The organism is Sutcliffiella sp. NC1 (assembly GCF_027594365.1).
In the GTDB taxonomy this organism is placed as follows: Bacteria; Bacillota; Bacilli; order Bacillales; family Bacillaceae_I; genus Sutcliffiella; species Sutcliffiella cohnii.
On sequence record NZ_CP115153.1, the window covers coordinates 3,255,659 to 3,268,832 of the forward strand.

Annotated in this window: 17 protein-coding genes; 2 read left to right on the forward strand and 15 right to left on the reverse strand. The window is 35.6% G+C overall.

The window, feature by feature from the left end:
- Positions 1 to 48 precede the first annotated feature (48 nt).
- The 6 genes from O1A01_RS17015 to O1A01_RS17040 all read right to left on the reverse strand — a co-directional run bounded on the left by O1A01_RS17015 (position 49) and on the right by O1A01_RS17040 (position 4,272).
- Positions 49 to 1,332, reverse strand: coding sequence for a Zn-dependent hydrolase (locus tag O1A01_RS17015; RefSeq protein WP_270064539.1), 1,284 nt, complete (start codon positions 1,330 to 1,332; stop codon positions 49 to 51).
- A gap of 69 nt (positions 1,333 to 1,401) precedes the next feature.
- Positions 1,402 to 1,962, reverse strand: coding sequence for an AAA family ATPase (locus O1A01_RS17020; RefSeq protein ID WP_270064540.1), 561 nt, complete (start codon positions 1,960 to 1,962; stop codon positions 1,402 to 1,404).
- A 149-nt stretch (positions 1,963 to 2,111) separates the two neighbouring features.
- Positions 2,112 to 2,555 carry a VOC family protein gene (locus O1A01_RS17025; protein ID WP_270064541.1) on the reverse strand — a complete coding sequence of 148 codons (444 nt, stop codon included), beginning with the start codon at positions 2,553 to 2,555 and terminating at the stop codon, positions 2,112 to 2,114.
- Between the two features lie 26 nt (positions 2,556 to 2,581).
- Positions 2,582 to 3,202 (reverse strand): kinase, encoded by a 621-nt coding sequence (locus O1A01_RS17030; protein ID WP_270064542.1) that lies wholly within the window; start codon positions 3,200 to 3,202, stop codon positions 2,582 to 2,584.
- The gene (locus tag O1A01_RS17035) at positions 3,177 to 3,866 is read right to left on the reverse strand and encodes an HAD family hydrolase (RefSeq protein WP_270064543.1); all 690 of its coding nucleotides are present in this window, start codon (positions 3,864 to 3,866) and stop codon (positions 3,177 to 3,179) included. Before O1A01_RS17035 ends, O1A01_RS17030 begins: the two co-directional genes overlap by 26 nt.
- On the reverse strand, positions 3,859 to 4,272 hold the full coding sequence (locus tag O1A01_RS17040) for an HIT family protein (protein WP_270064544.1): 414 nt from the start codon (positions 4,270 to 4,272) through the stop codon (positions 3,859 to 3,861). The genes O1A01_RS17035 and O1A01_RS17040 overlap by 8 nt, the downstream gene beginning before the upstream one ends.
- Before the next feature lie 157 nt (positions 4,273 to 4,429).
- Here O1A01_RS17040 and O1A01_RS17045 point away from each other — a divergent pair, with 157 nt between their 5' ends.
- Positions 4,430 to 4,855: a hypothetical protein gene (locus O1A01_RS17045; RefSeq protein ID WP_270064545.1), complete on the forward strand. Its 426-nt coding sequence runs from the start codon at positions 4,430 to 4,432 to the stop codon at positions 4,853 to 4,855.
- Positions 4,856 to 4,886: 31 nt separating this feature from the next.
- Here the strand turns inward: O1A01_RS17045 and O1A01_RS17050 are convergent, their stop codons facing one another.
- The 8 genes from O1A01_RS17050 to O1A01_RS17085 form a co-directional block, all read right to left on the reverse strand.
- Positions 4,887 to 5,225 carry a zinc ribbon domain-containing protein YjdM gene (locus O1A01_RS17050; RefSeq protein WP_270064546.1) on the reverse strand — a complete coding sequence of 113 codons (339 nt, stop codon included), beginning with the start codon at positions 5,223 to 5,225 and terminating at the stop codon, positions 4,887 to 4,889.
- Between the two features lie 89 nt (positions 5,226 to 5,314).
- Positions 5,315 to 5,752, reverse strand: coding sequence for a GNAT family N-acetyltransferase (locus tag O1A01_RS17055; protein ID WP_270064547.1), 438 nt, complete (start codon positions 5,750 to 5,752; stop codon positions 5,315 to 5,317).
- Positions 5,753 to 5,832: 80 nt separating this feature from the next.
- On the reverse strand, positions 5,833 to 6,153 hold the full coding sequence (locus O1A01_RS17060; RefSeq protein WP_270064548.1) for a hypothetical protein: 321 nt from the start codon (positions 6,151 to 6,153) through the stop codon (positions 5,833 to 5,835).
- A gap of 121 nt (positions 6,154 to 6,274) precedes the next feature.
- Positions 6,275 to 6,643, reverse strand: coding sequence for a hypothetical protein (locus tag O1A01_RS17065; protein WP_270064549.1), 369 nt, complete (start codon positions 6,641 to 6,643; stop codon positions 6,275 to 6,277).
- 122 nt (positions 6,644 to 6,765) lie between these two features.
- Entirely contained in the window at positions 6,766 to 7,263 is a 498-nt protein-coding gene (locus O1A01_RS17070; protein ID WP_333482942.1) for a GNAT family N-acetyltransferase, read from the reverse strand.
- On the reverse strand, positions 7,263 to 7,997 hold the full coding sequence (locus O1A01_RS17075) for a hypothetical protein (protein ID WP_066413102.1): 735 nt from the start codon (positions 7,995 to 7,997) through the stop codon (positions 7,263 to 7,265). The genes O1A01_RS17070 and O1A01_RS17075 overlap by 1 nt, the downstream gene beginning before the upstream one ends.
- Positions 7,998 to 8,087: 90 nt before the next feature.
- Complete coding sequence (locus O1A01_RS17080) at positions 8,088 to 9,344, reverse strand: SpoIID/LytB domain-containing protein (RefSeq protein ID WP_270064551.1); 1,257 nt, start codon at positions 9,342 to 9,344, stop codon at positions 8,088 to 8,090.
- Positions 9,345 to 9,407: 63 nt separating this feature from the next.
- Positions 9,408 to 11,018 (reverse strand): M20/M25/M40 family metallo-hydrolase, encoded by a 1,611-nt coding sequence (locus O1A01_RS17085; RefSeq protein ID WP_270064552.1) that lies wholly within the window; start codon positions 11,016 to 11,018, stop codon positions 9,408 to 9,410.
- A 156-nt stretch (positions 11,019 to 11,174) separates the two neighbouring features.
- On the opposite strand from O1A01_RS17085, the gene namA reads away from it, so the two are divergent.
- Positions 11,175 to 12,194 (forward strand): NADPH dehydrogenase NamA, encoded by a 1,020-nt coding sequence (namA, locus tag O1A01_RS17090; protein ID WP_270064553.1) that lies wholly within the window; start codon positions 11,175 to 11,177, stop codon positions 12,192 to 12,194.
- A 61-nt stretch (positions 12,195 to 12,255) separates the two neighbouring features.
- Here the strand turns inward: namA and O1A01_RS17095 are convergent, their stop codons facing one another.
- Positions 12,256 to 13,017 (reverse strand): AAA family ATPase, encoded by a 762-nt coding sequence (locus O1A01_RS17095; protein WP_270064554.1) that lies wholly within the window; start codon positions 13,015 to 13,017, stop codon positions 12,256 to 12,258.
- Positions 13,018 to 13,174 lie beyond the last annotated feature (157 nt).

The window sequence follows — 13,174 nt, forward strand, 5'->3', positions numbered from 1 at the left end:
TCCATTGATATCCAGTATAACATATATCTTAATATTCAGAAACTATTTTTAATCACTGATTTCTTCAATAAAATCTTTTAACACATGAACACTATAAACACAATCATTCAAAGTCGTCCATTCTTTCGGATTATGACTAATTCCATCCTTACTTCGAGCAAATATCATAGCAACAGGTACTTTATTTCCTAAAATCATCGCATCATGCCCTGCTCCACTCGGAATATATGTTGGTTCGATTCCATAGTTTTCTAGAACACTTTTCAATTTTTCTTGTAACTCTTGACGAATAGGTACCGGCGGAATTCTTAGATGCTCGACTACTTTTGCTTCCACGCCTCGGTTTTTGGCAATTTCGTATGCTGCTTGATGAACAAGGTCGACTAACTTATCACGATTTTCCTCATCAATGTCACGAATATCAACAAAAAGCTCAACTTGGCCAGGTATTACATTTACCCCATTTGGTTTAACAAAAAGTTTTCCAACTGTAGCTACAGCAGTTGAACTAACTTGCGCAGGTAACGTTTCCACCTTACATATAAATTCACTAGCAGTAACGAGCGCATCAGTGCGGTCATTCATCGGCGTATTTCCAGCATGACCTGCTACCCCTGAAAAATGAACCTCCATGACGTAAGGTCCTGCAATACCGGTTACAATCCCTACAGGCATATCGGTCTTTTCTAGTTGCTTCCCTTGTTCGATATGTACTTCGACAAAAAGCTCAACTTCTTCCATATTTCTTTTTGCTTTTTTGAATTGTTCCTTGTTACTACCATACGCCTCCAAAGCTTGTGAAAAAGTTGTTCCTTCCGAATCCACTCTTTCAAATTGAGCATTATAGTCAATTTCTCCTGTTACTGCTCGACTTCCCATTAAACCGCTATAAAACCGTGAACCTTCTTCATCGGTAAAAATAACAACTTCGACATTTCGGTTTGATTGATACCCTGTTTCTTTCCAAGCTTCGATTACTTCTAAAGCAGCTAATACACCGAGTGGACCATCGAAGTGACCACCATTTGGAACACTATCAACATGAGAACCTGTCCAAATAGACGGAAGACTAGAGTTCTTCCCTTCTAATTTCCCGAAAACATTGCCTGCACCATCTTCGGTAACTTCGAGGCCTGCCTCTTTCATCCATGTCTTTACTAATTCTTTTGCTTGTTTTTCTTCCGTTGATAATCCTAATCGAAAAGAGCCTCCCTCAGGAGTTCGTCCGATTTTAGAAAGGGAATCTAACCGTTGAGCAAGTCTTGTGCCACTTACTCCTGCTTTATCAAGCGTTATGTCATAATTATGTAGTAATTTATTTAGTAAAGTCATTCTATCAATCTCCTTTTTGCAGATAGAAGCATTATAGCACTCATTTCATGAATATTCCGCTATTTTACATTACATTTTAAACGTATCTTTTATCATAGTTGCTACTTCAGCTGGACTTAAGTTTGTATTATCAATTTTTAAATAGTTTTTCTTTTGTATTTCTCCAGGTAAAGAATTAAGTCGATACTTTTCTAAACTGCTTTTCAAGTCATTTTCCGACCATTCTACATTTCTTTTCGATGGCTTATGCGCAAGACGATGTGGTGTTTTATTACGAGCAAGCCTTTCTTCCAAGTCTGCTTCTAGCTCTACGTAAAAAACTTCCCCACCATTATCTTCAAATTTTTTCGCAATACGGTCGACATATTCCTTATCCGATTCCAAGTTGAATGCCCATACAAACGTGAAGATTAAGCCTTCTAATTCACTTTTCGCAACTTCATCAAAAATTTCTTCTCGAAATAAGTTTACAAGTCGCTTCCCTTCTTTTGTACTGTAACTAAAAAAGTGGCTAACTAGATCAATCGTCATATGGTTATGAAATAGTTTTAGACTAGTAAGCTTTTCTAATTCTTGTCCGACTGTCATTTTCCCAACTGCTTGTGGGCCGAAAATTAAAACGAACTTCATGCTTTCTCCTCCTTGTCTTGAAAAGAATAATTACCATAATATAACTTTGCTAGAATGCGAGAGTAAAGCAATTTTAATATTTTTTCATTAATAAGTTAAAAACAAATAAAAATGGAAGGTTGCGCTAATGGCAACCTTCCAAAACTAGCTTACATATCCTCAATAACTAACATATTCGACTCATCAAACTCCCAATCTTCTCCGTAAGCCACTTCCCAATAGTAGCCATCTAAGTCCGTGAAATAACCACCATAGCCACCCCAATCGGTTGTTGTAGGTTGCTTCACTATAGTTGCTCCTGCTGATTCAGCTAGCTTCATCATGTTATCTACCTCATCGATTGACTTCGCATTATAAGCTAACGTAATCCCTGGAAAACCACCTTTTATTTCTGGCGGGTTATCTTTATTTACATCTTCGGCTAATTCGTCTAATGGATATAGGGCAATTCTAGAGCCTTCATTTCTAAAAAAGATGATAAATGGACTTTCTTCTGGTCCTCTTACAGACGTGTCAAAACCAATCTTTTTAAAAAAATCATGCGACTCCACGATATTTTTCGTACCAAGTGTTATTATATTTACTCTATTCATTTCTATATCCTCCTCGTTTTTTATAATTAATAACGAATAACGACATCAGCATTTTCTATCGGTTTTAACCTGTTCAAATAATAATCCTCTGCTGGCCAATATCTTCGTTTATACTTCTTTCTTCTTTCCTCTAAGCTACCGATATATGTATCTCGGTTTAATGCTCTTTCATAACGAATCTCTCGTTGAACATCCAAATAAAAAGTTAAATCAAAGTACGGTTGCCACTCCTGTCTTTGCAGGAAAATACCTTCTATTACGACAATACTATTCTTTGGTACAAAAACCTCTTTTTTTCTAATAGAATCTGTATTTGAATCATAAAATGGAAGAGTTAACACTGATGCATTACCTATTAGCTTCTCAAATAAAACTTCCTTTAATTGCTCTACATCCCACTGTAACGAATAATATTCATACCATTCTTCAAAGCCTGTATGATATCGCCTAGATTGTTCGACGATATAATCATCAATATGTATAATGACAACGTGAATAGGTGCCAATTCTTCTTTCAGCTTATCCACTATGGTCGTCTTCCCCGCTCCACTTAAACCATCTAGTGCCACAACAAATGGGCGGTTTTTGTTGGGACGCATTTTATATTTCTCTAAAACTGTTTCAACTATTAACTCGAATTGACTCATTTGAACGTAACACTTCCACTATATTTATTATTTCTATTAAGTCTTCAATTGTATAGTCTGCGATAATGTTATCCCAGTGAGTATCCTTTTTCCACACACTTGTCATCCCAACCTTTTTAGATGCTCGAACATCATTTTTAGGATGATCACCGACAAAAAGACATTCATTAGCACTTACCTTTATTTGTTCTAGCGCTTTTTGAAATATAAGTGGATCCGGCTTCCGGAGTCCTTCTTTTTCTGAGATGAGTATTGTTTGAAAATAGGATTCTATTCCTAGAGCGCGAATATTATGTAATTGAAATTCCGTCATTCCATTCGAAATTATACCTAGAGAGCAGCCTAAATTTTGCAACTTCCTTAACATTTCTATTAGATTAGGGAACGGAATACAATGATTTTTGAAATGCTTCATATAGTCTTCTAATAAAAAGTTTACCGTATGATCTTGAATATAAAACTCTTCTATTAACTGCGCGTACACTTTATCCTTCCAAACGTAACCGTGATTATCTAAAGCAATAAACCTTTCAGTAAATTGTTTTTTGTTAATATGCCCTAGTCCATCATACAATCTACTATATTGGTCAAGGATAAAACTTTTTAAAGATTCCTCTCTATTTAAAAGCGTACCATCTAAATCGAATAAAACTGATTTAATCATGCAGGACTTTCCTCTCGTTTTCTTTACTTTTAAACATGTGACGGATTCCTTTTCCTGCTAGCGGTTCATCTTTATATCTAGGAATAACGTGAAAATGTGCATGAAAAATATGTTGGCCGCCTACTTCGCCACAATTCCACCCGAGGTTATATCCTTCAGGTTCAAACTTTTTGTCTATGTATTTTTTTACCTCATGCAAAAGGGAATACGTTGCATCCCATTCTTCCCGGGTTAAATCAAACGCCGTTGCTCGATGAGTTCTTGGGACAATTAGCCCCGAACCTTCTAATTGAATCCCTTTTTTATCTACTTCTTCTAATTGCAAAAATAGACAGTATTCATTGCTCAATATAACACGTTGAGTGGGCATCATATTCAAATTACAGAGTATACAATCTTTTTTCATTCGCTACTTCCCCCCTACTATAATTTTCGAGGTTTTGGGTGGGAATTCCTTCTATTTTTCTTAAGTGAGTTTAGAGCTTTTATAAATAAAAGTTAAAGGATTTTATTGGAAACCTGTTGAATAGTGTATGGTAAAGTAAATAAAACGGGGGGTTCACATGAAAAGCTTCATGAAAATATTTGTTTTTCCTATATTAATAGTTGCTTTAATAGGTTGTACAAATAGTGAGACAAATCAGTTTGACCCGAACGACCTTAAAAGAGTCGATGTACTAATTACAGAAGAAAATATCGGTGATACTACAACAATCATGGAAGCAGAAAAGCTAAAAGCGTTGAAGGAAGTATTTGCAAATATTGTATGGCAAGAAAACGTAAAAGCACAAATGGCTCGAAAGGAAGATGTAAAAGCTACTTTGTTTTTTAAAACAGAGCAAAATTCGCCTGAGAGGCTAGTAGAATACTTTATTTGGTTTAATGAAAATGATGTATCAACTACTATTATTGACAGAGAACACCACTCCTATGGAACACTTCCTACTGAAGATACAAAAATATTAAAAGATATTTTATTAAATAACTAAAGGAGCAGGGAAAGCCTACTCCTTTTTTACATTATATTTTTTTCACAAATTCAGATTTCAGCTTCATCGCTCCGAATCCATCAATTTTGCAATCGATGTTATGGTCACCCTCTACTAAACGGATGTTTTTTACTTTCGTACCTATTTTCAATACAGATGAACTTCCTTTTACTTTTAAATCTTTTATAACGGTAACTGTGTCACCATCTGTTAACGTATTCCCATTTGCATCTTTTACGATGTTTTCGTCAAGATTTTGCTCCTCATCAGCAGCCATCCATTCATGCCCACATTCTGGACAAATGAATAGTGTGCCATCCTCATATGTATATTCTGAATTACATTTAGGACAGATTGGTAAATTTGTCATTCTTTTATTCCTCCAAAATTTAGTTCTTAATTAAGAATGACATACATTTCATTTTATGACAAGCTATCAGTAGTAGCATGCTGTCTATACTATTCTAGTGACTTTTCCAAAACAATTTTATGAAGCCCTTTATCATCTACATACGTCTCGATGACATCAAAACCACTTTTTATATTTAAAATCAACATATTTCTCCATTTGTTCATTGTTTTCGTTTGGACAGTTTTATAACCTGCTTCTTTTAAATATTGATGCTGATTCTTCATTAAGGTAGCTGCAATTCCTTTATTTCGATAGCTCGGATCTACTCCTCCTAACCAGCTGTAAAATTTATCACTACTTAATATATAACCAATCTTATACCCTACTATTTTTTCATCGGCGATTGCGATATGGAAAAGTAATGTAGGCTTTGTTTTCATTTTCGTTAGTAAGTCTTCAGACGTCCCAAATACTTTTTGATGTAGCTCTTGAATACCTTTCATTAATTCTTCATTTGGAATTCCATTAAAGAACGTATATTGCAAAGTTTCCCCTCCCTTTTTACTTCAATAGAAAAAAGCTCCGCATTATTGTAACGAAGCTTTATAGCTAGCTATTTTTTATTTTAACTTATAATTCCTAAATAATATAAAGGAAAATAAACGACGAGGCATAATATGGAGCCTACTAATAAGGGGTTAATGGTAATGCTTGCCTGTTCGTGTTCAGGTTTGTAACTTCCTAAAAGCATGTCAAATACAGCTACTTGTGAATTTTTTGATAAAGCATCGCCTGTTGAGCTCATAATTAATGCAAAGAAAACAAAGAGACAAGAACCAAAAAACATCGTATTAACTAAGTCGGTGTTAAAAATGAGTGAAACTCCAAAAAGTATCCCAAGTTCAATGACTAAAACTAACAAAACGAGTAAAATGTATTTTTTCATAATTTCCACCCCCATTTCATTTATATACGAAATTGCACGGGAATAGTTTCATAATATTCTAACATTTAAAGGTGAATTACATTTTTTTCGTTTATCTAGACATATTGTTTTTATGATACTTCTATGAGCATCCCTTACTGGAATAAACTTTCGGGTGTACCGATAATACCCCTTGATATAACCCACTTTCTATCCGTTCATCCGCATTATTTATTGGGTAAGCTTGCAAATACGAATCCTTTTCATCCCCATTAGCTAATTGAACAGTGCCACTTGCATAAAAAGTATCACCTTCTGAATGTTCTAGCATTAGAACGACATCATGAAGACAATTGTTAACGTCCTTCTTGTCTTCCATCCAATACAAGCCATCTGACTCAAAAAAGGAAGTGAAACTAACTGACTTTACTTGATAAATTTCGGGCTCTACACTTTGTAGCAAAGATAGCACTTCTTGTGGATTCTCTTTATACGTTAATTGTTGTTGCATTCTAAAGCCTTTTAATAGTGTATACGTTGCAATGATCGATAAAAACAAGCAGATAATGATGATAAGTACTAATTTCTTATTTTTCCCTATTTTAATCCTTCTCCCTTTTTTGTTTTATTTTACTAATACGATAAAAGCTTTGACATATATAATTCATTCACAAATTTGCCATCTATCTTTAACGAGTCCCTTTTGACACCTTCGACTTCAAATCCTATTTTTTTATACAAGGAAACCGCGGGCACATTATGCTCTATTACGGTCAACTCTAAGCGACGAATCGATCGTTTCTTCGCCCATTCTTCTAATCTACTAAACAATTGAACTCCGACACCTTTCCCCCTATAATCAGCACGTACACCAACGACAATATAAACTCTATGCTTAATTCGAGATGGGCTGTTCCCAATGGCAAACAGGTAACCTACTAATTTATTATTATCCTCTGCAACAAATATAGAGGAAGTTTCTTCTGTTTCTAGTCGTTCCATTCTTTTTCGTTGATGGTCAACCGAGATTTCCCTTTCCCCAGGTGCAAATAACATCATATTTGATTCCTCAACATCGGCCATTAACGTACTTAATTGTTCTGCATCCTTAACAGTCGCTTCTCTTATCATCACATTTCTTCATCCTTTCCCGTTGTTATCGCCGTTTCACTAATGAAAAGACTCAACTTTAATCTACCTAACCACCGTTCTGATTCTGAAGTTTTCTTCGTTATAGCGTTGATTTCTTCTACATATTGTAAACCGTCTACAGCTTTGTAGTTTACTGGTAACTTAGCTATTCTAGAAATAATTAAAGGCCATTCGGCGTCTGTCATTTTAGCTTTAGAATACTTCTGAATATAGGTGGCGCAAGCCCTAGAAAAACTGCAAGATCCAGCTGTAACGTCAGCTTCCATTCCAATTTCTAAAGAAAATATTTTATTTGTTATTTTTTCTGTTTCAATCCACTCTGTTGGATGAGTGTTCAAGGCATACTCTGTACGGCCATAAATGAAATACCCGTTCTTTTGGATCCCATTTACAGTGTCTTTTAACTCGGGCAGATTGTATAAGCTCCAAGTTAATAATCTATCAAAATCACAGTAATGGAAATATGTACTTTCTCCTGTTAATCCAAAGCTAACAACCTCTCTTCTAGCATGAGCCGCGCCTAACTTAGGAATTATTTTCACTTGGAAACAACTATTATTCAGTTGTTGGATTAATTCATTTGACGTTTGGTCGCTAACAGTTATAAATAACTCACTGTATATATGTTTTAGATGTTCGTATGATTCCTTAAACAGACGGATATTTTTACCACTTGGATCATGTGTTATTGCTAATAGGGCAACTTTGTTCATATCGATTCACCTTCCATGTTTTATTTTAACAAAAATTCACTAGGGAGGACATGGAAGTCACTTAAAACAAAAAGAGATGAGACATTCGCCTCATCTTAGTTCAGAAAACTTTTTTATCTCTGTACCTGGATAATAAAAGTCAATGATATCCTTATATGACTTTCCGCTTTCTCCCATTATTTCTGCGCCCCATTGACTCATTCCAACACCGTGTCCAAAGCCCCTACCTTTCAAATAATAAACGCCTTTTTTAAGCTCAAACGAGTCAATTAAATAACTTTTAAACGTATTACCACCAATCATCGGTCGAATTCGATTTATATTACCTTTTTCCAGATCGACTACTTCATAAAGAATAGTACCATCCACAAGGCGGTGTAAAAATTCAATTGATATAGTCCCTTCTTCTGCTCGATCAGTTACAGGGGAATGAAGTTCAACGTTAAATTTAGGAATTGCTACTACTTTTATATCTCCTACATACCCTTTTTTATGTAGGGATCTTTTTATAGAATCCGTAATAGGTTCGTCTAATTCTTTTAATTCATCCCAAACATTTGGATGATCCCAATTAATGTTTTCTAGCTGGATTTGTGTTTGATGTAAACGAAATTCCCATGGATTAATTGGATCATAAGGGTCTTCTTTGATTGGAAAATAGGATAGTTTTTCGCCACCCCATACGTGGTCATTTCTTTCCGTTAATCCACCATTGCTAGCAGAATAAAAGGCATCTATCGGCCGATTGTTGTATGTTATTACTTCTCCCGCTGTTCCTTCCACTGCTCTTGACGTTTTTTCTTCCCACATATACCCTCCGTAAACTTGATAGGAAATAGTATCATCCATATTTCGATGCAAGTTTGTAATGGCATACGTTCGTGCCGCAAGAGTCTGAGCTTTCAACGTTTCCAATTCCCACGTAGGATACACTTCAAAAGGAACAACACCTTTTAAATAATCTTCTAGCAGCAGCTGATTAACTGGTCGAATGAAATGCCCTTTTTCAATGATAAATTCCATTGCTCCCAAGTATGGACGGTCATCGATAACCATAATGTGCTCAGTATCGTATTGTTTAGGTATAAATGCAACGGAACCTTCGATTTGATACCTAGTTCCCTCACTTTCGATTACGAGCATCCTTTCTTTCACTTTAAAGGTGTAGTTCTTTCCTTCTTCTAGTGAAAAAGATGAATCGAAAGTAGTATACTCTCCCTCCACTTTTACTGTTAATTCGTTTGTATCTTCTACATAGTTTACTAATTGGACCGTGACCATTTCATCGGCAAAAGCGTTTGTTGGCAATAATAAAATCATCGTGAAAAGTAACCATAAATGTCTCATATTAGTATCGTTTCTTTCCTTATCAATGAATATTCGTTGAAATCACCCGCTACCTTTTTCCAATTATTCAATCTTGGCTATTCTTTTAACAAAACTATCAAGCATGTCCGGTAGTTCACCAAAAGTAAATGCGATGTTTAATCGCTCTGTCCATTTATGGGCGTCCTTCCCTACAGGACCTAGGTTATATACTGGCATTTGTATAGCTTTCATCTCTTCAAACGGTAGTGAATAGCCCTTTCCATAGACCGGTATGTTAGTCTCTAACAAATCATGTGCTTGTAAATTCGCATTACCGATAAAACTTAAATCACAAAGACCAGAAAAGTAATTAGTTTTTGTCCACTCAGTTCCTTTTTGCTTCCACTCTTGTAAAAATGTATGTACCGCCTGCATCGTTTCATCATTTCCCTCTGTTGCAACAGCTGGATAAAAAGGTGGTGCATAAAATAAAATAATCATCGGTCCTTTTTCCTTGCAAAGAGACGCTAGCTCTTCCACTACCTTTATAGATTGCTCTCTTACATCATCCGAACAGTTTACAATTATGGATTGTATTTTTTTAGCTATTTCTTCTTCACCAAATTTTTCCACTGCGAAACGTAATAGCTCCGAGTAGGTGTATACCGAGACATGATAATTCGGTTTTACAAATGAAATTTTCTTCCCTAACTTCTCTATCCTCTCTTTTGTATGTTCCATAATATTATTTGCAGCTTGAAAAGCAATTTCTTTAAATGCTTCTTCCCATTCTTGTAAAGATTTTTTTAGGAACTGTACATTAAATAAAGTGACCGCTGTATGTGGGATTTGTACGGAGTATCCGTCTTTCAAGTCTTTTTGCAATAAATTCGTTGGTGGTGGTGTAACCGTTGAGCCTACTTGTTCGCATAAGTCAATATTCCACTCCATTAACCGATTAATTTCGGATACCATCAAATTGGCATTTAATCCTAACAACGACTCTCCCACATGTGTTTCTTTCCCGTAACAAAAAAATCCTGGCATAATTTTACCAATGGAGCCTGTATATAAATATAAATGATCATCACCAGGATAGAGCTGAAACATCGGTTCAGAGTTAATACAAGCTTTATAGGTGAAATTATGTTTGTTGGCAAGTTCGTTCAGTACTGGTAACGCAGAAATCATACCTTCAGAATTCACTTCTTCATCTGGAACGGTAAGAAGTAAGAGATTTACTTGCCATTGTTCATGGATTGCCCTTTCCAACAGACCCATCTGGACAGTTAACCCTGCCTTCATGTCCATTGTTCCTCTACCATAAAGCCAATCGCCTGTCAGTAAGTGATCTTTTGCCTCATCAGGTAAAAGATCTACGTTTTCATATAATTTTTTCGTCAATTCTATTGGTTGAAAAGCAAGGTTTTTAAAGAGACCATAGTCTTCAATTCCAACTACATCGAAATGGCTTAGCAACACAATCGTATCCGTTGCTTTTTCATGCTTGTATAACGCCGTTACAAAAGCACGGTTATCGTTCATTTTATTTAATTGGATCTTATCTTCATTTTGCTGAAAGTACCGTAAAGTACATAGTTTTTCATATATGTAAGCTGCTAACTTTTTCTCCTGATCGGATAGTGTTACACTACCATGCTGCACTAAAGAGACGAGTAATTCTGTTAGCTGTTCTTTCGTTTGCCATTGCATCTTATTTCCTCCTATATTAACATCCTTCTAAATCATACTAGCAAAAGAAGTTACAAGCATACAACTCCGTGAAAAGTTCACATTGTTTTAAGTATCGCGTTTCATTTGTTATAATTTAGCTACACGAAATAATAATTTTGGAGGGATAAAATTCAGATGCAAAAAACTGCACTTTTTTCACCTTATACTGTTAAAAATGTTACGTTAAAAAATAGAATTGTTATGTCACCTATGTGTATGTATTCAAGCCATAATGAGGATGGGAAAGTACAAAACTTTCATAAAACACATTACATATCTAGAGCGGTAGGGCAAGTAGGCTTAATTATGTTGGAGGCAACAGCTGTTCAACCACAAGGAAGAATAACGGCTCAAGACCTAGGAATATGGGATGACGCACATATCGAAGGACTAAAAGAATTAGTTTGGGAACTTAAGAGTTATGGTTCTAAGACATCGATACAGCTTGCACATGCTGGGAGAAAGGCTACTGTGGACGGTGAAATATATGCACCTTCTGCTATTAGTTTTAACGAGAAAATGAAAACCCCGAAAGAAATGTCAAAAGAAGATATTCATGATACGGTTCAAGCGTTTATAGATGGAGCGCGTCGTGTGAAAGAAGCTGGGTTTGACATTATTGAATTACACGGTGCACATGGATATTTAATTAATGAATTTTTATCTCCTCTAACCAATAAAAGAAATGATGAATATGGTGGAACGAAAGAAAATCAATATCGTTTCTTAAAGGAAATTATTGATGGAGTGAAGCAAGTATGGGATGGTCCACTATTCGTACGTGTTTCTGCCCATGATTATCACGAAGATGGTTTAACGACGGAAGATTATGTTACGTATGCTCAATGGATGAAAGACCAAGGTGTAGACTTAATCGATGTAAGTTCCGGTGCAGTAGTACCAGCTTCCATTGACGTTTACCCAGGATACCAAGTAGGTTATGCCGAAACGATTAGACACGGGGCAAATATTGACACAGGTGCAGTTGGACTAATTACATCAGGCCTTCAAGCTGAAGAAATTCTTCGCAACAATCGTTCTGACTTAATTTTCGTAGCTAGAGAGCTTTTACGTGACCCATATTGGCCGCGCACAGCCGCTATAGAATTAGGTGTAGAGATAGACCCACCAAAACAGTATGATCGTGGCTGGTAAGAGGTAAAATTTTTTAAAAAGCAGAGGTTCTAGCATCCTCTGCTTTTTCTATTTTTATAACCTAACCTTCATTAAATAAATGATGAAAAAGTCTTCCTTTGTCTTCAAAAAATTGTTTCATTATTTGATAGTGGTTTGTTTCTTCCAATGTTGTTTCCTTCATTCCTTCTGCCGTTAATTCGATTATTTTAGCATTAGGATAGCCCATTATGATAGGGGAATGAGTAGAGATAATAAACTGAGATCCTTCATTGACTAATTCATGTATACGGGCAAGCATGGACATCTGTCTTAACGGAGAAAGTGCGGCTTCCGGCTCATCTAAAATATATAAACCATTCCCATAAAACCGATTCATAAATGCTGCAAAGAATGACTCACCGTGTGAAAGTTGATGAAGTGATTTCCCACCAAATGAGTCGACAATTTTTGATCCTCCTTGAGGTTCACTATCTAGCTCCTCAATATGGGTTGCCACATTATAATAAGATTCGGCACGAAAGAAAAAGCTGTCCTCTGATCTAAAAGGACCCCTTGCAATCCTTAAGTATTCATGTAGGTTAGAATGAGAATCATAATTAGAGAAGTTAAAGTTCAAAGACCCTCCTTCAGGATTAAAACCTAGAGCTACTGCAACCCCTTCAAGTAGAGTAGACTTCCCCATGCCGTTTTCACCTACAATAAAAGTTACATTCGGATGAAAGCGTAACTTCTCAAAATTACGAATAACAGGTAAATTAAGCGGAAATCTTTCGTAATTGTATATATTTTCAGCCTTTAAGCTAACGTATTTAACATATTGAGAAACACTGTCTAATTTCACTCTATACACCTCTTAATTAAAAACATAATCCTATCTATAGTTCTATCGTACTTGTAGAAATACCTGCTTATTTAAAGATATCTTGAATTCGAGATAATTTTATGGTATATTAAAAGTATAAATTACTTAACTATTTTTTCCTATAAAAGGAGGAGCT